Annotated in this window: 24 protein-coding genes, 1 tRNA gene, 1 pseudogene and 1 riboswitch; of the genes and pseudogenes, 18 read left to right on the forward strand and 8 right to left on the reverse strand. The window is 60.7% G+C overall.

Annotated features, from left to right (window positions below; genetic code table 11):
• Positions 1–47 precede the first annotated feature (47 nt).
• From E4U03_RS00390 to gatB, 4 genes are all read left to right on the forward strand, one after another.
• Positions 48–734, forward strand: coding sequence for a transglycosylase family protein (locus tag E4U03_RS00390; RefSeq protein WP_135011024.1), 687 nt, complete (start codon positions 48–50; stop codon positions 732–734).
• 158 nt (positions 735–892) lie between these two features.
• Positions 893–1,189, forward strand: a complete 297-nt coding sequence (gene gatC / locus E4U03_RS00395) for an Asp-tRNA(Asn)/Glu-tRNA(Gln) amidotransferase subunit GatC (protein ID WP_135011025.1) — start codon at positions 893–895, stop codon at positions 1,187–1,189.
• Between the two features lie 9 nt (positions 1,190–1,198).
• A complete protein-coding gene (gatA, locus tag E4U03_RS00400; RefSeq protein WP_135011026.1) occupies positions 1,199–2,788 on the forward strand; it encodes an Asp-tRNA(Asn)/Glu-tRNA(Gln) amidotransferase subunit GatA in 1,590 nt (529 codons plus the stop codon).
• Positions 2,789–4,294: an Asp-tRNA(Asn)/Glu-tRNA(Gln) amidotransferase subunit GatB gene (gatB, locus tag E4U03_RS00405; protein WP_135011027.1), complete on the forward strand. Its 1,506-nt coding sequence runs from the start codon at positions 2,789–2,791 to the stop codon at positions 4,292–4,294.
• Between the two features lie 499 nt (positions 4,295–4,793).
• Here the strand turns inward: gatB and E4U03_RS00410 are convergent, their stop codons facing one another.
• The 3 genes from E4U03_RS00410 to E4U03_RS00420 are packed head-to-tail and all read right to left on the reverse strand — an operon-like array spanning position 4,794 to position 8,924.
• Entirely contained in the window at positions 4,794–5,690 is an 897-nt protein-coding gene (locus tag E4U03_RS00410) for a hypothetical protein (protein ID WP_135011028.1), read from the reverse strand.
• Between the two features lies 1 nt (position 5,691).
• Positions 5,692–6,732, reverse strand: a complete 1,041-nt coding sequence (locus E4U03_RS00415; protein ID WP_135011029.1) for a hypothetical protein — start codon at positions 6,730–6,732, stop codon at positions 5,692–5,694.
• An 8-nt stretch (positions 6,733–6,740) separates the two neighbouring features.
• On the reverse strand, positions 6,741–8,924 hold the full coding sequence (locus tag E4U03_RS00420) for a S9 family peptidase (protein ID WP_135011030.1): 2,184 nt from the start codon (positions 8,922–8,924) through the stop codon (positions 6,741–6,743).
• 138 nt (positions 8,925–9,062) lie between these two features.
• A riboswitch (SAM riboswitch) is annotated at positions 9,063–9,181 on the forward strand.
• 121 nt (positions 9,182–9,302) lie between these two features.
• Between E4U03_RS00420 and E4U03_RS00425 the strand changes: the two genes are divergently transcribed.
• From E4U03_RS00425 to E4U03_RS00435, 3 genes are read left to right on the forward strand one after another with little or no spacing between them, the layout of a single operon-like run.
• Positions 9,303–10,649: an O-acetylhomoserine aminocarboxypropyltransferase/cysteine synthase family protein gene (locus tag E4U03_RS00425; RefSeq protein ID WP_135011031.1), complete on the forward strand. Its 1,347-nt coding sequence runs from the start codon at positions 9,303–9,305 to the stop codon at positions 10,647–10,649.
• 14 nt (positions 10,650–10,663) lie between these two features.
• Positions 10,664–11,890: a homoserine O-acetyltransferase MetX gene (metX, locus tag E4U03_RS00430; protein WP_135011032.1), complete on the forward strand. Its 1,227-nt coding sequence runs from the start codon at positions 10,664–10,666 to the stop codon at positions 11,888–11,890.
• A gap of 31 nt (positions 11,891–11,921) precedes the next feature.
• Positions 11,922–12,608 carry an alpha/beta hydrolase gene (locus E4U03_RS00435; RefSeq protein ID WP_135011033.1) on the forward strand — a complete coding sequence of 229 codons (687 nt, stop codon included), beginning with the start codon at positions 11,922–11,924 and terminating at the stop codon, positions 12,606–12,608.
• A gap of 22 nt (positions 12,609–12,630) precedes the next feature.
• On the opposite strand, the gene E4U03_RS00440 is transcribed toward E4U03_RS00435, so the two are convergent.
• Complete coding sequence (locus tag E4U03_RS00440) at positions 12,631–12,849, reverse strand: RNA-binding S4 domain-containing protein (protein WP_194210365.1); 219 nt, start codon at positions 12,847–12,849, stop codon at positions 12,631–12,633.
• A gap of 140 nt (positions 12,850–12,989) precedes the next feature.
• Between E4U03_RS00440 and E4U03_RS00445 the strand changes: the two genes are divergently transcribed.
• Positions 12,990–14,372 carry a glycine--tRNA ligase gene (locus E4U03_RS00445; protein ID WP_135011034.1) on the forward strand — a complete coding sequence of 461 codons (1,383 nt, stop codon included), beginning with the start codon at positions 12,990–12,992 and terminating at the stop codon, positions 14,370–14,372.
• Positions 14,373–14,497: 125 nt separating this feature from the next.
• Here the strand turns inward: E4U03_RS00445 and E4U03_RS00450 are convergent, their stop codons facing one another.
• Positions 14,498–15,118 (reverse strand): GNAT family N-acetyltransferase, encoded by a 621-nt coding sequence (locus E4U03_RS00450; protein ID WP_135011035.1) that lies wholly within the window; start codon positions 15,116–15,118, stop codon positions 14,498–14,500.
• Between the two features lie 196 nt (positions 15,119–15,314).
• Here E4U03_RS00450 and E4U03_RS00455 point away from each other — a divergent pair, with 196 nt between their 5' ends.
• The gene (locus tag E4U03_RS00455; RefSeq protein ID WP_135011036.1) at positions 15,315–16,289 is read left to right on the forward strand and encodes a GNAT family N-acetyltransferase; all 975 of its coding nucleotides are present in this window, start codon (positions 15,315–15,317) and stop codon (positions 16,287–16,289) included.
• Between the two features lie 6 nt (positions 16,290–16,295).
• Complete coding sequence (locus tag E4U03_RS00460) at positions 16,296–16,637, forward strand: MGMT family protein (protein WP_135011037.1); 342 nt, start codon at positions 16,296–16,298, stop codon at positions 16,635–16,637.
• Between the two features lie 5 nt (positions 16,638–16,642).
• Here E4U03_RS00460 and E4U03_RS00465 read toward each other — a convergent pair whose 3' ends face one another.
• Together E4U03_RS00465 and E4U03_RS00470 are read right to left on the reverse strand one after the other, a co-directional pair.
• Complete coding sequence (locus E4U03_RS00465; RefSeq protein ID WP_135011038.1) at positions 16,643–17,026, reverse strand: hypothetical protein; 384 nt, start codon at positions 17,024–17,026, stop codon at positions 16,643–16,645.
• Positions 16,998–17,537 carry a DUF3887 domain-containing protein gene (locus E4U03_RS00470; protein WP_135011039.1) on the reverse strand — a complete coding sequence of 180 codons (540 nt, stop codon included), beginning with the start codon at positions 17,535–17,537 and terminating at the stop codon, positions 16,998–17,000. Before E4U03_RS00470 ends, E4U03_RS00465 begins: the two co-directional genes overlap by 29 nt.
• Before the next feature lie 419 nt (positions 17,538–17,956).
• Between E4U03_RS00470 and E4U03_RS13285 the strand changes: the two genes are divergently transcribed.
• The 3 genes from E4U03_RS13285 (at position 17,957) to dusB (ending at position 20,063) form a co-directional block, all read left to right on the forward strand.
• A complete protein-coding gene (locus E4U03_RS13285; RefSeq protein ID WP_228065645.1) occupies positions 17,957–18,436 on the forward strand; it encodes a PRC-barrel domain-containing protein in 480 nt (159 codons plus the stop codon).
• Between the two features lie 6 nt (positions 18,437–18,442).
• Positions 18,443–18,739 carry a DUF2382 domain-containing protein gene (locus tag E4U03_RS13290; RefSeq protein WP_228065663.1) on the forward strand — a complete coding sequence of 99 codons (297 nt, stop codon included), beginning with the start codon at positions 18,443–18,445 and terminating at the stop codon, positions 18,737–18,739.
• 127 nt (positions 18,740–18,866) lie between these two features.
• Positions 18,867–20,063, forward strand: coding sequence for a tRNA dihydrouridine synthase DusB (gene dusB / locus E4U03_RS00480; protein ID WP_135011040.1), 1,197 nt, complete (start codon positions 18,867–18,869; stop codon positions 20,061–20,063).
• A gap of 23 nt (positions 20,064–20,086) precedes the next feature.
• Here the strand turns inward: dusB and E4U03_RS00485 are convergent, their stop codons facing one another.
• On the reverse strand, positions 20,087–20,506 hold the full coding sequence (locus tag E4U03_RS00485) for a hypothetical protein (protein WP_135011041.1): 420 nt from the start codon (positions 20,504–20,506) through the stop codon (positions 20,087–20,089).
• Positions 20,507–20,707: 201 nt separating this feature from the next.
• Between E4U03_RS00485 and E4U03_RS00490 the strand changes: the two are divergent.
• The 5 genes and pseudogenes from E4U03_RS00490 to E4U03_RS00510 all read left to right on the forward strand — a co-directional run bounded on the left by E4U03_RS00490 (position 20,708) and on the right by E4U03_RS00510 (position 25,246).
• A pseudogene (locus E4U03_RS00490) lies at positions 20,708–21,034 on the forward strand (DUF6176 family protein).
• Between the two features lie 247 nt (positions 21,035–21,281).
• A complete protein-coding gene (locus tag E4U03_RS00495) occupies positions 21,282–21,743 on the forward strand; it encodes a GNAT family N-acetyltransferase (protein WP_194210366.1) in 462 nt (153 codons plus the stop codon).
• A gap of 48 nt (positions 21,744–21,791) precedes the next feature.
• On the forward strand, positions 21,792–23,129 hold the full coding sequence (locus E4U03_RS00500; protein ID WP_135011043.1) for a deoxyguanosinetriphosphate triphosphohydrolase: 1,338 nt from the start codon (positions 21,792–21,794) through the stop codon (positions 23,127–23,129).
• A gap of 43 nt (positions 23,130–23,172) precedes the next feature.
• Complete coding sequence (gene dnaG, locus E4U03_RS00505) at positions 23,173–25,077, forward strand: DNA primase (protein WP_135011044.1); 1,905 nt, start codon at positions 23,173–23,175, stop codon at positions 25,075–25,077.
• Between the two features lie 96 nt (positions 25,078–25,173).
• A tRNA-Asn gene (locus tag E4U03_RS00510) sits at positions 25,174–25,246 on the forward strand.
• The last annotated feature ends 155 nt before the right edge of the window (positions 25,247–25,401 follow it).

Here is a 25,401-nt window from a genome sequence, read left to right on the forward strand (position 1 = left end):
GAAGCCCAGGGATGGGAAGAGCATAAGGTGGCCTTACGGAGCATTTCATGACTTCCAACATTCGTCGTTCAGCAGCAGTACTTGCAATCGGTGGCGCAGCAGCAGCAAGCCTGGCCGCTACCCCCGCAGCCAACGCCGCTCCCCTCGAAGCTTGGGAAGCTCTCGCACAGTGCGAGTCAGGTGGTAACTGGTCCATCAACACCGGTAACGGCTACTACGGTGGCCTGCAGTTCTCACTGTCCTCATGGGCAGCCGCAGGCGGCACCGGCAACCCTGCAGCTGCTTCAAAGGCAGAGCAGATTCGCGTTGCTGAAAACCTTCTTCAGATGCAGGGCTGGGGCGCCTGGCCCTCATGCGCTGCCAAGCTGAACCTCTACGCTTACGGCACCTCAGGTGCAGCAGCAACCGTCGCTGAGACCCCCGCTGCAACCACCACTACTACCGTTGCTCCTCAGGCAACCCAGGTAACCGAAGTTGCTGCAGCTCCCGCAGCTGTTGAAACTCCTGCCGTTGTTGAAGCTCCCGCCGCTGAAACTGTACCCGCAGCAGAGGTAGTTGCCGAAGCAGCACCCGCAGCTAATACCTACACCGTCAAGGCTGGCGACACCCTGTCAGAAATCGCTTACGCTCACGGCTTCAACGGCTGGGACGAAGTACTGGCAGCTAACGCTGACCTGATTCAGAACGCCAACGTCATCGAAATCGGTTGGGTTCTGACCATCCCCGCTAAGTAAGACCCCACCGGGTTCTTAGACCTTGAGCGGATTCTGATCTCACACTGTCGCCCCCTAGCCTGCACAGGCTAGGGGGCGATTCTTTTTTAAATCGTGTTATGACCGTCGGCGGGCTAAGATAGAGACTGAAAACTTATGTCTAACTCGTGGAAGTGATTATGTCTGCTATTACGAGTGAGCAGGTGGCACACCTTGCCATGCTGGCTCATATCGAGATGACTGATGAAGAGCTGGCCGCTATGGCCGCTGAGCTCGACGTCATCGTAGAATCCGTCAAGTCAGTCTCAGGCGCCGTCTCAGACGATATTCCGGCAACCAGCCACCCCATCCCGCTCAAGAACGTCTTCCGTGACGACGTGGTGGGCGAAATCCTGACCGCTGAAGAAGCTCTCTCGGGTGCCCCCGATGCCGAAGACGGTAAGTTCAAGGTTCCGGCAATTCTGGACGAAGACTAAGGGGCGGGCATGAAGGACATCATCAAACTTTCCGCAGCAGAACTTGCTGACAAACTGGCCGCCGGCGAACTGACCTCTGTTGAGGCAACCCAGGCCTACATCGACCACATCATCGCCACCGACGGTGAACCCCTGGACGCAGAAAACCGCGTTGCCGGTAAGAGCGGTCTCAACGCCTTCCTGCACCTGAACGCTGAAGAAGCTCTGGAAGTTGCTGCCGCCGTAGACGCAGATCGCGCCGCCGGTAAGGAACTACCTGCCCTGGCAGGCGTCCCTATCGCCGTTAAAGACCTCATTGTCACCAAGGGCCAGCCCACCACCGCCGCCTCCCGTATGCTCGAGGGCTGGATGAGCCCCTACGACGGCACCGTCACCCAGAAGATCCGCGAGGCTCGTATGCCCATTCTGGGTAAGACTAACCTCGATGAGTTCGCCATGGGCTCCACCACCGAGCACTCAGCTTTCGGCGTCACCCGCAACCCCTGGGCCCTAGACCGCATTCCCGGTGGCTCCGGCGGTGGCTCCGCTGTAGCAGTAGCTGCCTTCCAGGCCCCCCTGGCCCTGGGTACCGATACCGGTGGCTCTATCCGCCAGCCCGCAGCCGTCACCGGCTCCGTTGGCGTCAAGCCCACCTACGGCTCGGTCTCCCGCTACGGCGTCATCGCCATGGCCTCCTCTCTCGACCAGGTAGGCCCCTGTGCCCGCACCGTCCTCGACACCGCTCTGCTGCACGAGGTCATCGGCGGTCACGACCCCAAGGACTCCACCTCCCTGAACGAGCCCGTGCCCGCCTACGCGGACGCTGCCCGCGCCGGTGCCGCTGAAGGTGGCCTCAAGGGCCTGCGCGTCGGCGTCATCAAGGAACTGACCGGCGAGGGCTTCCAGCCCGGCGTCATGGCCCGCTTCAACGAGTCCCTGGAGCTGCTCAAAGAAGCCGGCGCAGAAATCGTTGAGGTCTCCCTGCCCTCCGTCAAGGAAGCAATCGGGGCCTACTACCTGATTATGTCCTCCGAGGTTTCCTCTAACCTGGCCAAGTACGACGGCGTGCGCTTCGGCCTGCGTAAGCTGCCTGGAGAAGGCAACGTCACTATCGAGCGCGTCATGGCAGCCTCGCGTGCCGCAGGCTTCGGCTCAGAAGCCAAGCGCCGCATCATCCTGGGTACCTACGCACTGTCCGCTGGCTACTACGACGCTTACTACGGCTCAGCCCAGAAGGTGCGCACCCTGATTCAGCGCGACTACGCCAAGGCATTTGAGGTTGCAGACGTGCTGATTAGCCCCACCGCGCCCACCACCGCCTACAAGCTGGGGGAGAAGACCAAGGGCGACCCCATGGCCATGTACAAGGGCGATATCGCCACCGTACCCACCAACCTGGCCGGTGTACCCTCCCTGTCCCTGCCCGGTGGCCTGGCAGATGAGGACGGCCTGCCCGTTGGCATCCAGTTCACCGCCCCCGCCCATGAGGATGCCCGCCTCTACCGCGCCGGTGCTGGCCTGGAAGCCCTGCTGACCGCTAAGTGGGGTGGCTACCTGCACGAGCAGCTGCCCGATACCGCCGCCCTGATCCGTGACTTTGACTTCGAGGGAGCTAAGTAAATGTCTGACGAAATCCTGTCGTTTGAAGAAGCCATGGAGAAGTACGACCCCGTACTCGGCTTCGAGGTTCACGTAGAACTCAACACCAAGACCAAGATGTTCGACGCCGCCCCCAACGAGTTTGGTGATACCCCGAACACCAACGTCACCCCCGTCTCTCTGGGCCTGCCCGGCGTGCTGCCGGTGGTCAACGGTAAGGCTGTTGAATCCGCTATCAAGCTGGGCCTGGCACTGGGCTGCGACATCGCACCCATCAGCCACTTTGCCCGCAAGAACTACTTCTACCCCGATACCCCCAAGAACTTCCAGACCTCCCAGTACGACGAGCCCATCGCCGCTAACGGGTCCCTGGACGTTGAGCTGGAGGACGGCACCGTCTTCACCATCGACATCGAGCGTGCCCACATGGAAGAAGACGCTGGTAAGCTGACCCACAAGGGCGGCACTGCTGGCCGTATTCAGGGTGCAGACTTCTCCCTGGTCGACTACAACCGTGCCGGTGTTCCCCTGATTGAAATTGTTACCCGCCCCATCGTGGGTGCGGGCGACAAGGCTCCCGAACTGGCCCGCGCCTACGTGGCTGCTATCCGCGAAATCGTCAAGAACCTGGGTATCTCCGACGCCCGCATGGAGCGCGGTAACGTACGCTGCGACGCCAACGTCTCGCTCATGCCCAAGGGCTCTACCAAGTTCGGTACCCGTTCAGAAACCAAGAACGTCAACTCCCTGCGTTCGGTCGAGCGCGCGGTGCGCTACGAGATTCAGCGTCACGCGGCCGTCCTCGAAGCCGGCGAGAAGGTCGTTCAGGAAACCCGCCACTGGCACGAAGACACCCGCGAGACCACCAGCGGTCGCCCCAAGTCTGACGCTGACGACTACCGTTACTTCCCCGAGCCCGACCTGGTTCCGGTCGTCACCGACGAAGAGTGGATTGAGCGCCTGCGCGCCGAGCTGCCCGAGCCTCCCGCCGAGCGCCGCCGCCGTCTGAAGGCCGACTGGGGTTTCTCGGACGAAGAGTTCCGCGACGTGGTCAACGCCGGTGCTATGGACGCTATCGAAGAGACCGTTGCCGCCGGTGCTCCCGCCTCAGTTGCTCGTAAGTGGTGGATGGGCGAGATTGCCCGTATCGCCAAGGAGCGCGAGGTTGAGCTGACCGAAACCGGTGCAACCGCCGCTACCATCGTTGAACTCAACCAACTGATTGAGGGTAAGAAGATCAACGATAAGATTGCCCGCCAGGTGCTGGGCTTCGTCATTGGGGGTGAGGGTACCCCGGCTGAGATCGTTGAGAAGCGCGGTCTGGCCGTTGTTTCTGACGATTCGGCCCTGACTGCCGCTATCGACGAGGCTCTGGCCGCTATGCCCGATGTTGCCGACAAGATTCGTGCCGGTAAGGTCCAGGCTGCTGGTGCCGTGGTTGGCCAGGTTATGAAGGCTACCCGCGGTCAGGCAGATGCCGGACGCGTGCGCGAGCTGATTCTCGAAAAGCTGGGCGTCGAGGGCTAAACCCCTTCTCTTGTCAAGCTACTGATCGGGCGTTCTCCCCTGTGGGGAGGGCGCCCGGTTTTTCTTGCCCTGGAGGGGAAAGGACACAAAGAAAGCGCCTGCTCTGGGAAAGAGGGGCGCCTTATTACTTTGCACCGCGGGTAGGGATCTGGGGTAAAGAGCTCTATCCGGTGAACGGTCGGCGCACTAGGGAAAACTAACCGACCGCTAGGTTAGGTAGCAAAAATCGCACTGAAGCTACCTAGGGTCTCGATTTAACACGGTGAGAGACCCTCACATTAGTACAGAGGGGGAAACTAGGAGCGAAAAACATGCACCAGGGGCGGGGTGTTCTTTTCAGAAGCTCTGAATCTCGAACACCGGTTAGATAATCGAGTGTAAGGAAAGATGGTTACCACATCCACCAAACCTTACACCTTTAGGTTATGTTCTCCCACGTCTCGCTTATATCGCAGTTTTACTTTGCGGCACAAATTTTTTTGGGTGAAAACAAAGGGCCTTAGGTAGCGGGGCCCCAGCTGAGGGTAAGGGTGGTGTCTTTGAGGCTGGGGTAGAAGTGGGAGAGGTAGTCGGTGACGGTTTCAGCACAGCTGGTGGTGATAGGGGAGTGCCCGGCAGACGCCTGCTCGGTGAAGCTCATAGCTAGGGGGCTGCCTGCTGCGGTGAGTTTGATGGCTGCGGAGTAGCTGCGGTGGGTGAAGGGCAAAAGGAGCTGGTAGCTGCCGTCCGCCTGTGGTTGGACGGTGCCGCGGACGCTAAAACGCAGCATGAAGGTTTGTAGGGGCGGGATGAAGCTGGTGGGGGTGAAGACCCAGTCCTGGTCTTTACTCAGGCGCGATACCGAAAAATGGCGGTTGGTGCAGGTGAGTTCCTGGCCTTGGGGCAGGGCAAAGACGAACGCGGAGCAGCCTGATTCGAGGCTGAGCAGGGTGTAGGTGGCGTTGAGGGTAAAGGCACCGGGGTCAGCCGGGTCAAGCTGAATATCCAGGTAGCAGCTTGAGGTGAGCACCTGGGGGTTGGTGCGGAGGAACTGGACGGTTTCTGAGTCGTCGAACCCTTGGGTGGCTGCCTTGTGGAGGGCTTTTTGGGTGCGTTCGTCGAAGCCGAAGGTTTCGCTGAACAGGTCGATGCTGTCGTTGCTAATGTGCTCGCCGGTAATAGCGCGGCGTACCCGGTCTTTGTACTTGTGGGGCGGGATTTCTAGGCCGTAGACGGCGTGCTGGTGGGCACTGATGGCGCGGGTGATAGCCCTGATAGAGAAGGGATTGGCTTCGCCCAGTTTTTCGTGGTGGATGTAGCGTTCCCAGGTGTCGCGCACATAGGGTTCCAAGAGCTCTGAGCGGAGTAGGGCGCTAACCAGCTGGGTGGTTGAGTCTGAGTGGGGTGTAGTAGACATGCTATGAGTTGGGGTCGGCGGGGGTGAGGCGGGAGAGCCAGGCAGGATCGTCTCCGTGGTAGTGGCGGATGGCGCCCTCGTAGTCGGAGTCCCAGAAGTAGGCGAAAACGGTGTCCTCGGCGATGGGGAAGCTCATGGAGTAGCGCTGCTGGGAGGGCAGTTCAACGACTTCTAGCAGGCTTTCGTCCTTCATGGTGTGGGACCAAATTTTTTGAACCATATTCGAGGGCTCAGCATCGAAAGTGAGCGCTAGGGAGATGTTGAACCGTGCCGGGGTGAAGGGGCCCAGCGAGGCGTAGCTGCACTTTTCTTGTTCCAGCAGCATGGGGTCGATGTCGAGGTCGATACGGTAGCGAATCTGGTGTACCTGGCCGTAGCGGACGGGGGCAGGTGGCTTGATAGCGAGCTGCCACATGGTGTTGTCTGGGTGGTGGATGTGGGTACGTTCGTGCTCGTTCATGGAGACCAGCTCGCCGCCCTCGATGAGGGTGACGGTAGAGTCGGTGGATTCGAAGCGGGGGGAGATGAGGGTAAGTTCGTCGATTTCGGAGCGGATAATCTCGGTGACGACAAAGTGGCGCATGAACCCGAACCTGTCGATGTGGCCGTCCATCAGGGTGGAGAGGGAAGTGTAGTTGCGGGTGTCGATGGTGCGTTCGGCGCTGGTGAGGGTCTCTGCCTGTTGGGCGAGCTTGCGGTTGAGGCTATGGGCTGAGAGGGCCCGCTGCAGTTCTCTGGCTTCGTCTGAGGTGAACTCGAAGGCTGCGATGAACATGTGGGCGGTGGTGTCCGAAATCGCTTCGCCGTTGAGGGCGCGCGAGACCCGGTCTTTGATGGTGGCCGGGTCGATGTCCTGGTCCAGGTAGTCAGAAAGCTCGTAGGCGATGAAGGTGGCTACGGCTCGTTGGTTGATGGAGTTACCCCGGCGTCTTTGCACGTGCCGCATCCACTTTTCCCGGTAGGGAGGCTTATTCAGCAGGGAGAGCAGGATTTCGTGGGGGACGCGCGGGGTCAGGTCAACTAGATCAGCGGCCGGGGGCATGGGCGGGTTTACTCTGTGACGCTAGTGGCACCCAGGTGGGTGAGCAGGAAGGAATAGTCCCAGGCGATTTCGCGCCAGGCGGTGTAGCGGCCTGAGCCGCCGCCGTGGCCGCCGTCCATCTCAATTTTGAGCAGGGGAGTGGGGGAGGCTGGGTCGATGGTTTCGCGCAGGGCTGCTACCCACTTGGCCGGTTCGACGTAGAAGACGCGGGTGTCGTTGAGGGAGGTAACAGCTGCAATCGTCGGGTACTTGACGGGGCTGATATTTTCGTAGGGGGTGTAGGACTTCATGTAGTCGTAGACCTCCTTATCGGTGATGGGGTTGCCCCATTCTTCCCATTCCAGGGCCGAGAGCGGCAGGTTGGGGTCGAGAATGGTGGTGAGGGCGTCCACGAAGGGTACCTGGGCCAGGCAGGCTGCGTATTTTTCGGGGGCCATGTTGACGACGGCACCCATGAGCAGGCCGCCGGCTGAGCCGCCCATGATACCGATACGGGTGGCGTCCACCCAGGCCTGGGAGGCTAGGAAATCGGTGGCGTCGATGAAGTCTGTGAAGGTATTTTTCTTAGCCAGCTTCTTGCCCTCGGTGTACCAGGCGCGGCCCATTTCGCCGCCACCGCGGATATGGGCGACGACGAAGATGACGCCGCGGTCCAGCACGCTGAGGCGGGCGGTGGAAAAGTAAGGATCCATGGAGGACTCATAGGACCCGTAGCCGTACTGAATCAGGGGGTTTTCCTGGGTCTTATCGAGGTCGGCGCGGTGCATGATGGAGAGCGGAATCATGGCTCCGTCCGCTGCCGGTGCCCACATACGGTAGGCGGTGTAGTTCTCGGGCTCGTAGCCGATGACGGGGGTGCGGCGGCGCAGCACGAGGTCGTCAGTATCGGGGAAGTAGTCGTAGACGCTGCTGGGGGTGAGGTAGGAGGTGTAGTTCAGGCGGATGACCGGGGACATGATGTTCACACCGGAGAAGGCTGACGTGTAGAGCTCTTCGGTGAAGCCGCCGGGCTCATAGAGGTCAATGCCCTGGGGGTGGGCAGAAGCTGCCTGCTCAGCGAGAGCGGTACGCGGGGCAACGAATACCTTGACGGTGGTATTCTCACGGGCCATGAGCACAAGATGGTTGCGGGAGAACTTGAAACCCTCTAGGCGGACGTCCGCGCGGTGGGGCACCAGGGGAATCCAGCTGGCCTTGAAGTCGACAAAGGGTACGTACTCTTCCCGCAGGGGTGCCAGAACGATTTCACCATTAGGAGCCTCGTGGTTATGACCGATGACCAGGTAGCCGGTGCCCGCCACGTCGATGACGTCGGTGGAGTACTCGATGCCGGCGTCCCGCTTCATAATGAGCGTGGGCTCTAACTGACCCAGCTCATGGATGTTAATAATGCGGGTCTCTGAATACTCGGAGTTTGAAGAGGTAATAACCACATGGGTTCGGGAGGAGGACATGCCAGCCCCCAGCCAGAGCCCGTTGTCGTCCTCTCGGTAGAGGGCGAAATCTTCAGATGAACTGGTGCCGATAGCGTGGGCGCGTACCTCATAGGGCCGCCAGGACTCATCAGCTACCGAGTAGATCAGGTGCTTAGCGCCGGAGGCAAAGAAAGCCCCGGCGAAGACGTCCTCAATCTTTTCTTCCAGAATCTCACCGGTGTCGAGGTTCTTGAAGTACTGGGTGTAGCGCTCGTCGCCAGAGTCGTCCACACCGAAGGTTAGTAGAGAGCCGTCGCGGGTGACCTGGAAGGAACCCAGGGAGAAAAAGGCCATGTCGCGGGCAAACTCGTTGCAGTCCAGTACGACCTGTTCGCCGTCAAGCGGCTCACCGGGGCGGACGACCGGCGGCTGGTACCGCTCTTCAACGCTGCCCTCTGTAAGGGCGGGGACGCGGCACATGACCGGGTACTGCTCACCGGCAACCGTGCGGTTAAAGTACCACCAGGCCCCGCGGCGCGAGGGCACCGACATGTCGGTCAGCTGGGTGCGCCCCTTAATCTCTTCAAAAATAGCGTCGCGCAGGGGCTGCTGGTCTTCTGTGACCGCCTCGGTAAAGGCATTCTCAGCGCGTAGATGCTCTAGAACCTCGGCGCTTTCCTTATCGCGCAACCACTCATAGTGATCAACAAAAGTATCACTGTGATGGGTGCGCTCAACGGGTACACGCTTGGCAAGAGGAGGAGTCAGAGACATCATCAGCCCTTTCGTAAAAACTCGCTTCCCACCATTCTAAATGACGCTCACAGAACGTAACGTACGCAATACAAGGACACATGCTGAAACTTTAGAGCCCTTTCTTGACGCTCCCCGGGTGAGCCAGCCAGACTAGAGACAGGTCAAGAGAGCCAGCGCTAAGCCCCAGCTAGCTGGTCGGCAACCCTCCACTCGCGGTGGGGTGCCCTGGGTGATGACCGGGCGTACCCCACCGAGAACCAGGTACGCAAGCGCGGGACCGATGTGCCTCTATCTTCTGCGAGGGCATCAGATTCTTTTCCTCCTTACCCGGGCGGAAGATACGGCATGCGGCCCGTTTCAACTGAACACTGAAACAACGACCTTCCTAGGAGTAACCGCATGACCACCGAGAACACCGTTCCCACCCCCTCCAACCCCACCGGCTGGAAGTTCGAAACCCAGCAGATTCACGCAGGCCAGGAACCCGACGCGGCAACCGGCGCCCGCGCCCTACCCATCTACCAGACCACGTCCTTTGTCTTCAAGGACTCCGCCCAGGCAGCAGGCCGCTTCGCCCTCTCAGAGCTTGGCCCCATCTACTCACGCATCAACAACCCCACCCAGGAAGCCGTTGAAAACCGTATCGCTGCCCTCGAAGGCGGCGTCGGTGCCCTGTTGCTGGCCAGCGGCCAGGCAGCCTCAACCTTTGCCATCCTGAACATCGCCGGGGCCGGGGATCACATTGTTGCCTCCCCCTCCCTCTACGGCGGCAGCTTCAACCTGCTCAAGTACACCCTCAAGAACCTCGGCATCGAAACCACCTTCGTTGACGACCCTGCCGACCCCGAGTCTTGGCGAGCAGCAGCCCGCGAGAACACCAAGGCCTTCTACGCAGAAACCCTGCCCAACCCCCGCGGCGACGTACTCGACATCGAAGCCGTCTCGAGTGTAGCCCACGAGGTCGGTGTACCCCTCATCGTCGACAACACCGTCGCCACCCCCTACCTGCTCAACCCCATCAAGCACGGCGCTGACGTGGTCATCCACTCCGCCACCAAATACCTGGGCGGCCACGGCACCTCGGTCGGCGGCGTCATCGTAGACTCCGGTAACTTCGACTACGGCGTCTACCCCGGCAAGTACCCCCTCTTCAACCAGCCCGACGAAAGCTACCACGGCCTGGTCTATGCCCGTGACCTCGGCGCGGACGGCGTCTTCGGAGTCAACCTCTCCTACATCCTCAAAGCCCGCGTCTCCCTACTGCGCGACCTGGGCTCATCCATCTCGCCGACCAACGCCTTCAACATCGCCATCGGCCTTGAGACCCTCTCCCTGCGCGTAGAACGCCACGTAGAGAACGCCCTCAAAGTCGCCCAGTTCCTCAAAGACCACCCCCAGGTCGAGTCGGTCACCTACTCCGGCCTGCCCGATTCCCCCTACTACGAACTGGCTCAAAAGTACCTGCCCAAGGGGGCTGGCGCCGTCCTCGGCTTCACCCTCAAGGACGCCGACGTCGAAACCGCCCAGAAATTCGTGGACTCCCTCTCCCTCCACTCCCTGCTGGTCAACATCGGTGACGTGCGCTCCCTGGCCGTACACCCGGCGTCCACTACCCACAGCCAGTCCATCACCGAAGAGCTTGAAGCCATCGGCATCAACCCCGCCTTCATCCGCCTCTCGGTAGGTATCGAACACATCGACGACATCCTCGCCGACCTTGAACTCGGCTTCACCGCCATCCGCTAAGGAAAGGTAGCCCAATGACGACCGCCCGCCCCGCTGACACCACCCCCAACCGTACCGACGGCGTCCTCACCTACGCCCAGGTCGGCGACCTGACCCTCGAATCGGGGGCAGTGCTGCCCGACGTCACCATCGGCTACGAAACCTGGGGAACCCTCAACGAGGCGGGCGACAACGCCATTTTGATCCTGCACGCCCTGACCGGTGACACCCACGTCTCGGCAGGGCGCGTAGGGGTGGACGCCAGCGAGCAAGACCGAACCTACGCCGAAGCCGCCGGGTGGTGGCCCACCGCGGTCGGCCCCGGTCGCGTCATCGACACCGACAAGTACTTCGTCATCTCACCCAACATGCTCGGCGGCTGCTACGGCACTACAGGCCCAGCCTCACCCGCCCCGGCCAGCATCGACCCCGAACAAAAACCCTGGGGCTCCCGCTTCCCCCTCGTTACCATCCGCGACGGCGTCCGTGCTGAAAAACGCCTGCTGGACCAGCTCGGCGTTACCTCTCTCCACCACGTCATCGGTGGCTCCCTCGGCGGTGCCCGCGCCGCCGAATGGGCCGTCACCTACCCCGAGCTCGTCCGCTCCTGCGCCGTCATCGCCTCCGGCCCGGCCGCCACCGCCGAACAAATCGCCTGGGGCCACATGCAAAACCTGGCGATCCGCCAAGACCCCGCCTTCGCTGGCGGTGACTACTACCCAGGCCCTGGCCCCGTCACCGGCCTGGCCCTGGCCCGCCGCATCGCCCACACCACCTACCGCTCCGCCGCCGAACTCCACTTCCGCTTCGGCCGCGACGCCCAAGACGGCCACAACGTCCTGCACCCCCTCACCGCAGAACGCGGCCGCTACCAGGTCGAAAACTACCTCGACCACCACGGCACCAAACTTACCAACCGCTTCGACGCCGGCTCCTACCTCGCCATTAACGAAGCCCTGCTCTCCCACGACCTCGGCCGCGACCGCGGCGGCCTCGAAAAAGCCCTCGCCCGCACCACCTGCAACTGGACCATCGCCTACGTCGACTCCGACCGCCTCTTCTTCCCCTCCGACTCTCACATCCTGGCAGCCTCCCTGCCCAACCCCGTAGAGCCAGCCGTCATCCACTCACCCTGCGGCCACGACGGCTTCCTCATCGAACACGAACAGCTCGAAAGAATCCTCGCCACCAGCATCGAAACCCAGGACGCCGCCGACGAAGCAAAACCGCAGGGGCGGAAGCACCTGTGGGCAGTGGCATAAGGTTAGCTTTGCCGGTGGTAAGTTGGGGGTTATGAAGCAGTACCTTGTTGAATATTCAAAGGCAGAACCTTTCCACCGGGGTACCCACCTGGTTGTCCTTCTGCACGGCTACGGCTCCCACAAACGCGACCTGCTGGGGCTCACCCCCTACCTGCCCAGCGAAAAGGTGACCTACGCGTCCGTCCGCGCGCCCCAGCCCGTCGGCTACCCGCTACCGGCCGATGCTGACTCCGCCTACATCGAGGGACCTGCCATGGGCTACCAGTGGTGGCCCCTCAACCAGCAACTAGACACCGTCGGCTTCACCGCCATCGAACTGGCTGTTGAATATCTGCTGGGCTGGCTCGAACCCATCGCAGCCGACTACAACAGCGTGAGCCTGCTGGGCTTCTCCCAGGGCATGGCCCTTGCTACCTCGGTAGCTCGCGCCCGCCCCGACCTCATCAAGGCCGTGGTGGGGCTCTCCGGCTACGCCGTGGCCGGGGGAGAGCACTACTTCAAGGACGCCCGGCTAGCGGACAAGCCCCTGCCCCTCTTCTGGGGCCGCGACGAAGCCGACCCCATCATCACCGCCGACAAAATCGCCTTCACCCGCGAATGGGCAGCCGGGCACACCGACCTCACCGCCCACACCTACGCCGGTATCGGCCACGGAGTCGCCGCCGCAGAACTCACCCACATCACCGCATTCCTTGAGGAGAAGGTACTTTCCGCCTAATCCAGTCGGGACGAGTAACAGGCTACTCGGTCTCCACCTGCACGGTCACGCCGTTCAGCTCAACGGTATCGCCAGCATGCAGCTGACGCCCGCGCTGCTCACAAATATCACCGTTCACCTTCACCAGGCCGTCCTGAATCACCTCACGGGCATGCACCCCGTTCTCCACCAAATTTGCCAACTTCAAAAACTGGCCCAAGCGAATCATCTCATCACGAATAAAAACAGACTCAATACTCATACCCACCACTCTACCCGCGCCAGCACTCGCACCTCTACGTACGGTAGGCTTAAAGACGAGTGCGCCACCCGGCCCGCTTTCTTTCTACATCCAAGCACGCCACAACCGGTGGCGCAGGCTCATAGGAGAAACCAAAAACCATGGCACCGAAGTCCAAACTCGACAACGTTATTTCACTGGCCAAGCGCCGCGGATTCGTCTTCCAGGCAGGTGAAATCTACGGAGGATCCCGCTCAGCATGGGACTACGGCCCGCTCGGTGCCGAACTCAAAGAAAACATCCGCCAGCAGTGGTGGCAGACCTTCGTCCGCGGCCGCGAAGACATGGTCGGCCTCGACTCCTCCATCATCCTGCCCAAGGCAGTCTGGGAAGCCTCAGGCCACGTCACAACCTTCACCGATCCCCTCGTCGAATGCCTCTCCTGCCACTCACGCCACCGCCAGGACCACCTCATCGAAGCCTTCGAAGCCAAGAAGGGCCGCGCCCCCGAAAACGGCATGGACGACATCGTCTGCCCCAAATGCGGCACCAAGGGCCAGTGGACCGAACCCCAGAACTTCTCCGGCCTCATGAAGACCTACCTCGGCCCCGTCGACAACGAAGAGGGCCTGCACTACATGCGCCCCGAAACCGCCCAGGGCATCTTCGTTAACTTCAACAACGTCGTCACCGCCGCCCGCAAGCGTCCGCCCTTCGGCATCGGCCAGATCGGCAAGGCCTTCCGCAACGAAATCACCCCCGGCAACTTCATCTTCCGAACCCGCGAGTTCGAACAGATGGAAATCGAATACTTCGTGCACCCCGACGACGCCCCCAAGTACTATGACCAGTGGATTGAAGACTGCTGGAACTGGTTCGTCAATCTCGGCATCAACCCCGACAACATGCGCAAATTCGACGTACCCGAAGACGACCGCGCCCACTACTCCGCAGGCACCATGGACCTCGAATACCGCTTCGGCTTCCAAGGCTCCGAATGGGGCGAACTCATGGGTGTCGCCAACCGCACCAACTACGACCTCGGCGTACACAACGAACACTCCAACGCCAAGCTCGAATACTTCGACCAGGGCACCGGCGAACGCTACGTCCCCTACGTCATCGAACCCTCCTTCGGCCTGACCCGCTCCATGATGGCCTTCCTCGTCGACTCCTACGTCGAAGACGAAGCCCCCAACACCAAGGGCGGCGTCGACAAGCGCACCGTGCTCAAGCTCGACCCGCGCCTGGCCCCCGTCAAGGCAGCCGTCCTGCCCCTGTCAAAGAAGGAAGACCTCGTCCCCACCGCCAAGAACCTGGCCGACGAACTCCGCCGCAACTGGAACATCGACTACGACGATGCCGGCGCCATCGGCCGCCGCTACCGCCGCCAGGACGAAATCGGCACCCCCTTCTGCATCACCGTCGATTTCGACACCCTCGAAGACCAGGCCGTCACTATCCGCGAACGCGACACCATGACCCAGGAACGCGTCTCACTCGACCAGGTCACCGCCTACCTGGCAGCCAAGCTGACTAAGTAAGATACAAAAGGACGGACATGCGGAGAGCTTGTTGGCTCGGGGCTGGCGTGAATTGGGGTGAGCGCCCCAGCGCGAGCCCCAAGAGGGTCAACAGGCGAACGCACGTCCGTCCTTTTGTTATTGTCTTATATCTCGACTCGCTTCAGATCCAGTGTCAGGTGGCCCGATACCGAGCGGGCGGCCTCCCAGTCGCTGTGCAGGACCGACTTAATCACCGCATCGTGGTACTTGCCGTCAATCAGGAAAGCCTCGCGGCGGCGTCCTTCGGGCACAAACCCGCAGGAGGTGTACACGTGCTTGGCTCGCTCGTTGAAGTCCAGCACCTCAAGCTCAATGCGGTGCAAATCGAGCTTCTCAAAGGCGTAATCGACCATGAGCTTAGTAGCCTCGGTACCGTAGCCCTTATTCTGGCCAGCCTGCCCAATCGCAATACGGTAGTTAACCGAGCCGTTATCGGGGTCGTACTCGTTGAAGGCAACCTCACCCACGTACTTCTGCTGGTCCAGCGCATAAATCGCCAAATCGAGGCGGTTCTTCTTCTCATTGCGGCGGGAGTACCACTCACGGGTCTTAGCCTCGTCGAAGGGGTGGGTCTCTGTTGAGCGGGAGTGAACGGTGCCGGTCTTAATCAGAACCTCGGGTTCCTGCAGAATACCGATCATGGCGTCGATAGCATCGGCGTCGAAGGGGCGCAGCTCAATGCGGGAACCTACGAGGGTGGGCTTGTGGGCAAGGGGAGAAGTCATAACACCACGCTAAACAATAGAGTCAAATAAACTTTAAGCCCTTAAAGTCTAGCCGGTAACGGGCCGGTGAAATCAAGGTGCGGCCCGGGCGGTTCAGGCTCAGCGTGCGCGCCTTTCACCCTGCGGACGCCCGCAACTTAGGCCGGGGCGCTAAAGTAGATGGGTACACCCCACCGGCTACCCGAAAGGCACCACCGTGAGCACCGCCGAGAACACCTACACCCTACGCCCCTGGCGAGAGGGCGACACCCTAGCCCTGCTCGAATACTGGCACGATGCCGAGAACCGGCAGGTAGCCGCCTTCCGCTCGTCCTTCGGGCCCGACTCCGACAGCCGCTTCTCCCGCACCCTCGTCGCCGAGCATCAGGGCGTACCCGTGGCCGCAGGCACCGTCTACGAGACTGACCTGCACCCCAACCGTCTCTGGTCCTACATCGAAGTAGCCCCCGAACACCGCCGCTCAGGCCTCGGCAGCCTGCTGCTACAGGCCCTGAAGGACGCTGCCGCCTCAGCCCCCAGTGGCACCGTAGCTCTGCGTGCCAAGGTAGAACCGGTGTCCACCGGCCTCGACTTTGCCTCTGCTCGCGGTTTCGCGGTCGCCCAGCGCTCGCGCATGGTGCGCATCGAAGCTGGGGCGGTGCCGTCCGTACCCTTGCGCCAGGACGAATCTGAACGCATCACCCAGGCCATCGAGGACCTGGCCACCGGGTCTGTCGAACTTACCCAGCGTTTCTGGGAGTTCTACCGGGCCGTACACACCTGGGACGAGCCGGCCGACCTGCCCATCGGCCGCGTCAACCGCCTCTTCCTCTCCTACGAAGCCGAAGCCCTGGGTGCTGTGGTGCTGCGCGATGACGTACTTCGTGCCCAGGCGAACGGGAAGAAGGGCGACATTATCGCCTTTGCCGTGAGCTACCGCCCCATCGAGGTAGACGCCGGCCAGATGCCCGTCTCTGAAGATGATGCCACCGAAATCACCATCGGCTACCGGGTGGGACACCCCGGCGCCCGGGAAGCTATTATGCAGCTGCTCTCGGTGCTGACCGGCTCCTACGCCGTGCAGATCGAGGTCGATGACTCCATGGACGATTTGGCTGTGCTCATCGACCAGCTGGTGAAGATGGGTGCTGCCACCGTGACCAGCGAGTCCCTGGTACTGGTTGACGGGTAAAGGCCCGTGGACGATACACGGGCAGAGAGAATCTTACGGGTGGCCGAGTGTGTGCCTGCCGGGCAGGTCGCTACCTATGGTGACGTCGGTGCGGTCGCCGGTGAATCACCCCGGCTGGTGGGGCGCACCCTCGCACTCTGGGGGTCGGGCGTGCCCTGGTGGCGCATCTGCAATGCTCGCGGCGAGATACCGGGGCACCTGGAGCAGGCTCGCCCTCGCTGGCAGGACGAGGGCACCCCGCTGCGGGCAGATGGGCGGGTCGCTCTGGGTGCTGCCCGTATAGGCGCGGACGCCCTCGCCCACCTCTCGGCCCCTCGCCTCGCTGAGTTGGGGGAGGGGCAGGTTTAGAGGGGCTAGACGCCGATGTCGCGGGCTCTACGCCTCTGAGCTGAAGCCTCTCGTGCACTACTGTTTGAACCGATGTACCCGAGCAACGGCCAGATTGCAGCATTCTGGGCTTGCATATCCCAAAAGATATTGAGAATTGCCCAGAGAATCCAGGTAATAGTAAGCGTCCAGGCAAAGAGTCCCGGTCGCCATACCATCGTGCGGCTCCCCTTGGGGCGCAGGAACCACTGAGTGAGCACCGTGCCAATAGCCACTAGGCCAATTGCCCACAAGGTTATAACTAGTTCTCGGCTGAGGTACCAGGTGATAAAACCGTGTAGGCCCCACAGTCCCACCATGATGAGGGGCGCATAGATGCTGTTACCAGGGGAGGGGCGTCGAATCGTCATTGAAGATCACCAATCCTGTTACTTTGCGGGCTGAATTGAAAGAGAGTTGGCCGACCGGCTCACCATTTTCGTGGCGTAGCCGGTAAGTGAGTACAAAGCCGGAGCCTGCCTGTTCTACCACCGTTTTCTTGACCTCAATAAAGGAGCCGCATGCCTCAAGTACCTGCTGCCAGGTTTTCAGAATCTTGCGTTTAGACAGTAACCGGGCGGTCGTGTAGGTCATGTGGCTGTGTACATGCTCGATGTCACCGTGAGCCAGGGCGGCAAAAAGGGCTTCGGTGATTTGCTCAAGTTCCACCTGAATCTGCGAGAGAGATCGGGCGTTATAGATGGTCTCGGAAAAGCGCTGGGCGGCAGCTTGCTTGGTCACGCCGATAGCTGCCCCAATGAGCTGCCAGGTTGCGCCGCCTGCGCGAGCTGCCTGTACGGCGTCCTCAAGCGCGCGGGTGGCCTGGGCGACCTGCTCATTGGCGGTGCGGACGGCTGTAATACGTGGGTCGTCGGACTGCATAGGGCCTCCTCAACTATGTTTCGTCAATGAGTATTGACTTATCACAAGTATCGGAAAAGAGTGCGGGGTTGTCAAGAGACTTTGACGATTCACGAGTATGATTCGGAGCGGTGTGCTCTTTGAGGAATGTAAATTTAGAAAATATTTACTTTAAAACTAACCCCTTGTTATCTTCTTGTGTTTATCTGTCAAAAATGACATGATTAGACATGATATAGATTAACATGCCTAGTCAGGGTGATTTTTAGTCTCAGGGTGAAATATTGTCTTTTTTCTTAAAAAGTTCGCTTATTACTTGCTCAGCCTGCTGAAAGTATGTAGGGTTATGAACAGCTGCTCAGCCTACTGATAGCGCCCATAGGGGGCGCAGGGCTGACGTAACACCTCGTACTGAGAGTCGCAAAGAAAGGCAACAGCTCATGACTACCAACGAAACCATCGAAGCCCTGCGTAACAGCACTGTATTCGGCACTGAAGGCGAAAAGATTGGCAAGGTAGGCGAGCTCTACCTCGACGCCCAGACCGGCGAACCCACCTTCGTCACCGTCAACACCGGTTTCTTCGGCACCAACGAAACCTTCATCCCCGTGAACCAGGCCCGCTACGCAGGCGAAGAGATTCACGTTCCCTACACCAAGGAATTCGTCAAGGACGCCCCCAACATCGCAGAAGACGGCGAACTCTCACCCGCAGAAGAGCAGCGCCTCTACGAGTACTACTCACTCACCGCAGGCACCGCAACCGCAGGCACTGCCACCGCAGGTGTAGCTAACACCGAGCGTCCTGCCAGCGACACCCACGCAGCCCAGGCCACCGCAACCGCCGAGAACGGCGACGTTGTCGCTCACGAAGAGCGTCTGAACGTCGGCACTGCAACCAGCGCAACCCAGACCGGCTAGGTCCGCCTGCGCAAGGTCGTCCGCACCGAAACCGAAACCGTTGAGGTTCCCGTTCGCAAGGAAGAAATCGTTGTAGAGCGCACCAATCTCAAGGACGGCGAAGTAGTAGAGAACTACGACTTCGACTCAGCCGAAGCTCAGGCAGACGTCACCGTCACCGCCCACGAAGAGCGCCCCGTTGTCTCCACCGAGACCGTAGCAACCGAGCGTGTCTCCGTCGGCAAGGAAGTTCACACCGACACCGAGCGCATCTCAGCCGACGTCCGCAAGGAAGAAATCGTCGTAGAAGGCGACAACAAGTAAGTCTAGATAAAAGCCTCTAGTACTGAACCACAGCCTCATGCAGAGCCTCGGGAAGAACCACCCGGGGCCCTCTGTGTTGCTCTAGCTAACAGCGCACCGGGGCCGTTTGTGCCAGAATTGGAAGGTTATGACAGAAGAGACTTTAGAGACTGGCCAGACCCCGGCTCGCGCTAAGCAGCTGAAACTGCCGCCCCTACAGCTGGGCAAACACACCATCGACACCCCGGTGGTGCTGGCCCCCATGGCAGGCGTCACCAACAAGGCCTTCCGCCGACTCTGCCGTGACTACGGTGGCGGCCTGTACGTGACCGAGATGGTCACCGCGCGCTCCCTGGTGGAGCGCACCCCCGAGTCTCTGCGCATTATCGACCATGACGGCGACGAAAAGATTCGTTCCATTCAGATTTATGGTGTGGACGCCGTCAACGTCGGCAAGGCGATCCGTATGGTGGTCGAAGAAGACCGTGCCGACCATATTGATCTGAACTTCGGCTGCCCCGTCCCCAAGGTCACCAAGCTAGGCGGCGGCTCCGCCCTGCCCTGGAAGACCGACCTTTTTACCGCTATCGTCCAGACCGCTGTGCGTGAGGCCTCCCGCGGGGACGTGCCCCTGACCATCAAGATGCGTAAGGGCATCGACGAGGACCACCTGACCTACCTGGAATCAGCCAAAATCGCTCGTGACGCGGGTGTTGCAGCGATTGCCCTGCACGGCCGCACTGCCGCCCAGCACTACTCCGGCAAGGCTGACTGGGACTCGATTGCCCGCCTGCGTGAGGCAATCCCCGATGTGCCGATTCTTGGCAACGGCGACATTTTCTCCGCCGAGGACGCCATTGCCATGGTCGAGCAGACCGGCGTGGACGGCATCGTGGTCGGTCGCGGTTGCCAGGGCCGCCCATGGCTCTTTGGCGACCTGCAAAACGCCTTTGAAGGGTCTGAAGAGCGCCACCGCCCCAGCGTGTCTGAGGTAGCCGATATGATCTACCGCCACGCTGAACTGCTGGTAGAGACTTTTGGTGACGAGACCCGCGGCCTGCGCGAGATCCGCAAGCACGTGGCCTGGTACTTCCACGGTTACCCGGTGGGGGGCAAGCTGCGCGCCAAGATGTCTACCGTGCCCACCCTTGAGGCCTTCCGCGAGTACCTGGCCGAGCTGGACCACTCCATCGGCTACCCCGGTGCCGCTGTTGAGGGTTCTCGCGGACGTGCTGGCAACCCCAAGAAGCCCCACCTGCCCGACGGCTGGCTGAACTCCCGCGTCCTAGGGGACTCTGAGCGCTTGGGGCTGGTGGATGCCGAGCTGGATATCAGCGGCGGCTAGGGGGAACGGACGCCCGGGCCTGGCTAGTCCATGTCGGGCGGCGGAGGGTCGGTGGGAGTTTTGCCTTTCCACAGGTTCATGTCCCACATGATGGAGAAGGGGCTCATCATATGGAGGCTGTGAAAGACAGCTCCGCACTCTTCGCCGTAGATGTTGCTGGCTGGGTCTGAAGCGGCGATGACCCGTACTGCCGTGATATTGAGGCAGATAACAAAGATCACTAGGAGAAGCCCGAGTATCCACTCGTAGACGAGTAGGCTAGCGGCCGCCATGGTGAGAAGGAGCGTCGCCCAGCCTTTGAGAGTGTTGCCCAGAAAGAACTCGTGGGTACCCAGGTAACCCTGCCAGCAGGCCATCTGGTAGGCCCTGGATTTGGTGCGGATAAGCCTCTCGTATCGAAAGCGCTCCAGATCGCCGTAGTTGGGTACGTACTTCTCACTCATAGAACATGACTGTACCGCCCGGTAGGTTCTAACGCCACAGGTTACTTGAGTGCTTATCAGAATCGCGCAGGGCCCACGACGCTTGTGGACCCTGCGCGATTCTTGTTGGCGCTAAGTGTCTGGCGGAGGGAGCGGTATAAAGCACATTCGCGGATGAAGAGGTGACTCTGGAACTAAGAACACCCTGGATAGAATCATGGTATGCAGATTGAACTGACCCGATTTCGGGTAAAACCGGGCAAGCGACACAAGGTCGATGAATGGATGCATTTCCTCAATCAGAACATGGAGGCTGTCAAAGAAACACTAGAGCCTGAGCACATGTACGTTGAGACAATCTTTGCTGAAACAAACGACGGAACCGATTACCTCTACTGGTACTAGGTGCGTGGGGAGGCCGGCTTGGAACAGAAGGTTACTGAGTCTGAGCACTGGTTGGACGAAAAACACGTCGAATATTGGCGTGAATGTATCGATCCTACCTTACCCGCCCCAAGACTTATCGCCGCGCGTGCACATGCTACCTGACCGCGTCCTGGCCTCCATGAAGCCGCTGTCCCAGTAAACAGTGCTTATCAGAATCGCGCAGGGTCCACGACGCTTGTGGACCCTGCGCGATTCTTGTGGGCAGTAACGTGTTGGGCGTTGAAGAGCATGGTCACTCTTACTGCCGATGGATGAGAGAATCAAACCGGTATTGCGAACTGTTTCCTTAGGTTTCCCCAGATGAACGTTATATTTACCGGTCCTAATGTCTGCACCTAGCATGGAGCACATGCTTATTTCAGGTCTCTTTGTGGGTGCCGCCCTAGGTTTTGTGCTTCAGCGCGGTCGGTTCTGCGTCACCGGTGCTCTCGTCGGCTACATTCTGGTAAGCCGCTGCTGGGTGGGCTCCTGGCCAGCCTATGCGCTCGCGCCCCTGGCCGTCCACCCTGATTACCAGGGTAGGGGAGTGGGCACCGCCCTGGCCGGTGAAGCTCTAGCCCGCGCGGCGGCGTCCGCCCAGGTCAGTAATGCACCCACCAGCCTGCTGGTACTCGGTGAGCCCGCCTACTACAGCCGTTTTGGATTCGAGCCAGCAGCCCGCCACGGGGCGCGTGCAGTCATCGACGGAATCGAACCCACAGCCCTGGCAGAAGCTCTGCAACTCGTCAACCTGACCCCCGACTACCCGCCTATCTCAGGCGAGGTCACCTGGCCTGCCGAATATGGCCTCGACCAGGGCGATAACCTCTAAACTGGAATCCCAGGCCTAGATTGAACCGGTAGAGAAAAGACGAGATTCATGAGCAGCACCTTCACCCCCGAACAGGCCCCTACCCCTGGCTATAGCGCAGTGGACGCCGAACGCTGGGTTCCCGAACACCACAAGTTTGTCTATCGCTCGCCCTTTGAACGCGACCGGGCCCGTGTGTTGCATTCTGCGGCCCTGCGCCGTCTCGGTGCCAAAACCCAGGTGGTTGACCCTGATACCGACGACTTCGTACGTACCCGCCTGACCCACTCCCTGGAAGTTGCCCAGATCGGCCGCGAGCTGGGGCGTATGCTGGGCTGCGACCCCGATGTGGTCGATACTGCCTGCCTCTCCCACGACCTGGGCCACCCGCCCTTTGGGCACAACGGTGAAACCGCCCTCGACCGGCTAGCGGTGGACGCCGGTGGTTTTGAGGGCAACGCCCAGACCCTGCGCCTGCTCACCCGCCTTGAACCCAAGGTGATTAGGCACGATGGCGGTTCTGCCGGGCTGAACCTGACCCGGGCGTCCTTGGACGCAACCTGCAAGTACCCCTGGACCCGCGCCAACGCCCCCGCCCGAACCGACGGCAAGCCCAACCGCAAATTTGGCGTCTACACCGACGACCTACCCGTCTTTGAATGGCTCCGCGCCGGGGCAGCTGAAGCCGGGGCTGCTCCCACCCAAAAATGTCTGGAAGCCCAGGTCATGGACCTCGCCGACGATATCTCCTACTCCGTGCACGACGTTGAGGACGCCGTCTTCGGTGGGCATGTGCAACTCGATGACCTGAAAAAGGCGGACGCCCGCCAGCAGGTTTTCGACAAAACCCGGCTCTGGTACCTGCCCGAGGTCGAGGACGCTACCCTTGACAAAGCCCTAACCCGCTTAGAGAACCTCAACCGCTGGGTGCCGAATATGACGGGGACCCGCTCGTCCATGGCGGCTTTTAAGGCCCTTACTTCTAAACTCATTGGGCGTTTTGCTGCCAGCGCCATGCTGGCAACCCGCGACGTCTACGGGGACGAACCGCTCACCCGCTACCAGGCCCAGCTGGTGGTGCCCGAGGAAACCGAGCACGAAATCGCCGTGCTCAAGGGTATAGCCACAGCTTTTGTGATGGCTCCCCGCGATGCGGCAGCCGCACAGACAACGGAGGGGAACCAACAGGAGATTCTTGAATTCCTGGTGCACGCCCTCTTTGATAACCCCAACTACCTCGACCCGGTTTTTGCCGCCGACTTGCAGGAACTGGGGCGCAATGACGATACCGCCTGCCTGCGGCTGGTGATTGACCAGGTCGCCTGCCTGACCGACCGCTCCGCCGTCGCCCTCTTCAAACGAATCACAGGAACCCACTGGGCGGTTGGTGACAAACCGCTTTGGTAAGCCAAAACCCACCGGCTTGACGGCCCAGACTAAAATTGAACCCGTGGCAGGCTTAATCAAACGAGAAGACATTGACGAGGTGCGCTCCCGCACCGACATCCGCGAAATCATCGAAGGGTACGTAACCCTCAAATCCGCCGGCATCGGCTCTTTCAAGGGCCTGTGCCCCTTCCACGATGAACGCACCCCGAGCTTCCACGTGCGCCCCCAGATGGGCACCTACCACTGCTTTGGCTGCGGCGAATCGGGCGACGTGATCAGTTTCCTCATCGAAATGGACCACACCTCCTTCATCGAAACCGTCGAAAAACTCGCCACCCGCATCGGCTACGAACTGCACTACGAGCAGGGTAGCGGCATGAGCCGCGAAGAGGTAGGACGCCGCCAGCGCCTCCTCGATGCCCACAAGATTGCAGCGGAGTTCTTCCAAAAAAACCTCTACACCCCTGCCGCCGTTGAGGCCCAAAAGTTTCTCGGCGCCCGCGGCTTCGACCCCACAGCCACCCAAAGATTCGGGGTGGGCTTTGCCCCTCGCGGCTGGGACAACCTGCTCAAATACCTCATGGACAAGGGCTTTACCACCGAGGAACTCCGCGAAACCGGCATGTTCTCAGAAGGGCAGCGGGGTCTCTACGACCGGTTCCGCGGGCGTATCATCTGGCCCATCCGCAACATCACCGGCGAAACCATCGGCTTCGGCGCTCGCCGCCTCTTCGACGACGACCAGGGGCCTAAATACCTCAACACCCCCGAGACCGCCCTCTATAAAAAATCACAGGTCCTCTACGGGCTTGACCTGGCCAAACGCCCTATCGCCAAGAAGAAGCAGATTGTGGTCGTCGAGGGCTACACCGACGTCATGGCAGCCCAGCTGGCCGGCATCGACACCGCCGTGGCCACCTGCGGTACCGCCTTTGGCACCGACCACATCAAAATTGTGCGCCGCCTCATCTCCGACGACGGCACCGGCGGCGAAGTCATCTTCACCTTCGACGGCGACGCCGCCGGCCAAAAAGCCGCCCTCGCTGCCTTCTCAGAAGACCAGCGCTTCGTCGCCCAAACCTTCGTCGCCGTAGCCAAAGACGGTATGGATCCCTGCGACCTGCGCCTAGCCCGCGGGGACGCCGCCGTGCGCTCCCTCATCGCCTCCCGGCGTCCGCTCTTCGAATTCGCCATCGACGCCACCCTCGCCAACTACGACCTCGGCACCCTCGAGGGGCGCGTGCGCGGCATGCGCGCCATCGCCCCCATTATCGCCGGAATCAAGGACGCCGCCCTGCGGCCAGCCTACGTACGGCAAGTTTCAGGGCAGTTAGGGCTAGACGCCGCCGAAGTGCAACGAGCCGTCAGCGCAGCGGCAGCTAACCCGCAGGCGTCCGCCAGCCAGCGAGCCGAAGCCGCAGAAGCAGAACGCGCCGCCCGAATCGCAGCAGCAGAAGCCCCCACCCCCGTAGAAGACCCCTACGAGCTACCCGACCTGCGTGACCCCGCAGCCCGCACCGAGCGTGAAGCCCTCGAAATTGTGCTGCAATACCCCCAGTACGTCTCCCTCGAACAGTGGCAGGAACTAGCCACCGTGCATTACCGCTACCGGGCCCACAGCGGTATCGCCCAGGGCATCATTGGGGCAGCTTCCACCATCGCCCCTGAGCCCGGAGCCACCTGGGTCAATACCGTTCGCGCCCACGCCCCCGAACCCGTCCACGCGCTCATCGCAGAACTCACCGTCGCCCCCATCCCCGCCCGCACCGATGAGCAACTCAATCGCTACTCCCGCGACATACTCAACTGTCTCTTCGAACAAGAAATCACCCGGCAAAAATCAGATCTACTGATGCAGCTCCAGCGCCTCTCTCCCCAGAACGACGCCGAGGCCTACCGGGAGATTCAACAGCAACTCCTTACCCTCGAACTCCGCCGCCGCAGCAAAATGCAAGGCCAAGACTAAGGTGTGACGCAGTTAACTCAAGCTCAATTTGCACGGGGTGAAAACCTCGTGTAAAGTTATTACTCGTTGCAGCGATGGAAACACTGCAAACAACATTCCCCCGTAGCTCAATTGGCAGAGCATTCGACTGTTAATCGAAGGGTTACTGGTTCGAGTCCAGTCGGGGGAGCAAACAAACAGCCCGGTCGCAAGACCGGGCTTTTTTGTTCCCCAGAAACATTGCCTGACCTTCTCCCGATAAACGCGCCACATTCCAGGGTGTAGTCGCCACAAGCCCCTAAAAGCCGGTAAAGTTACTATTTGGTACACGTAATATGCAAGCAC

The organism is Rothia nasimurium (assembly GCF_004569295.1).
Lineage (GTDB): Bacteria > Actinomycetota > Actinomycetes > Actinomycetales > Micrococcaceae > Rothia > Rothia nasimurium_B.

Excerpts from the sequence above, each read along its gene's own strand:
- E4U03_RS00435 (WP_135011033.1), top strand. The coding sequence starts at position 11,922 with ATGAAGCAGTACCTTGTTGAATATTCAAAGGCAGAACCTTTCCACCGG.
- E4U03_RS13285 (WP_228065645.1), top strand. The coding sequence starts at position 17,957 with ATGACTACCAACGAAACCATCGAAGCCCTGCGTAACAGCACTGTATTC.
- E4U03_RS00415 (WP_135011029.1), bottom strand. The coding sequence starts at position 6,732 with ATGCCCCCGGCCGCTGATCTAGTTGACCTGACCCCGCGCGTCCCCCAC.
- E4U03_RS00445 (WP_135011034.1), top strand. The coding sequence starts at position 12,990 with ATGGCACCGAAGTCCAAACTCGACAACGTTATTTCACTGGCCAAGCGC.
- E4U03_RS00440 (WP_194210365.1), bottom strand. The coding sequence starts at position 12,849 with ATGAGTATTGAGTCTGTTTTTATTCGTGATGAGATGATTCGCTTGGGC.
- E4U03_RS00420 (WP_135011030.1), bottom strand. The coding sequence starts at position 8,924 with ATGATGTCTCTGACTCCTCCTCTTGCCAAGCGTGTACCCGTTGAGCGC.
- gatB (WP_135011027.1), top strand. The coding sequence starts at position 2,789 with ATGTCTGACGAAATCCTGTCGTTTGAAGAAGCCATGGAGAAGTACGAC.
- gatA (WP_135011026.1), top strand. The coding sequence starts at position 1,199 with ATGAAGGACATCATCAAACTTTCCGCAGCAGAACTTGCTGACAAACTG.
- metX (WP_135011032.1), top strand. The coding sequence starts at position 10,664 with ATGACGACCGCCCGCCCCGCTGACACCACCCCCAACCGTACCGACGGC.
- E4U03_RS00470 (WP_135011039.1), bottom strand. The coding sequence starts at position 17,537 with ATGCAGTCCGACGACCCACGTATTACAGCCGTCCGCACCGCCAATGAG.
- E4U03_RS00485 (WP_135011041.1), bottom strand. The coding sequence starts at position 20,506 with ATGAGTGAGAAGTACGTACCCAACTACGGCGATCTGGAGCGCTTTCGA.
- dusB (WP_135011040.1), top strand. The coding sequence starts at position 18,867 with ATGACAGAAGAGACTTTAGAGACTGGCCAGACCCCGGCTCGCGCTAAG.
- E4U03_RS00495 (WP_194210366.1), top strand. The coding sequence starts at position 21,282 with ATGCTTATTTCAGGTCTCTTTGTGGGTGCCGCCCTAGGTTTTGTGCTT.
- E4U03_RS00410 (WP_135011028.1), bottom strand. The coding sequence starts at position 5,690 with ATGTCTACTACACCCCACTCAGACTCAACCACCCAGCTGGTTAGCGCC.
- E4U03_RS00500 (WP_135011043.1), top strand. The coding sequence starts at position 21,792 with ATGAGCAGCACCTTCACCCCCGAACAGGCCCCTACCCCTGGCTATAGC.
- gatC (WP_135011025.1), top strand. The coding sequence starts at position 893 with ATGTCTGCTATTACGAGTGAGCAGGTGGCACACCTTGCCATGCTGGCT.
- E4U03_RS00425 (WP_135011031.1), top strand. The coding sequence starts at position 9,303 with ATGACCACCGAGAACACCGTTCCCACCCCCTCCAACCCCACCGGCTGG.
- E4U03_RS00450 (WP_135011035.1), bottom strand. The coding sequence starts at position 15,118 with ATGACTTCTCCCCTTGCCCACAAGCCCACCCTCGTAGGTTCCCGCATT.
- E4U03_RS00390 (WP_135011024.1), top strand. The coding sequence starts at position 48 with ATGACTTCCAACATTCGTCGTTCAGCAGCAGTACTTGCAATCGGTGGC.
- E4U03_RS00465 (WP_135011038.1), bottom strand. The coding sequence starts at position 17,026 with ATGACGATTCGACGCCCCTCCCCTGGTAACAGCATCTATGCGCCCCTC.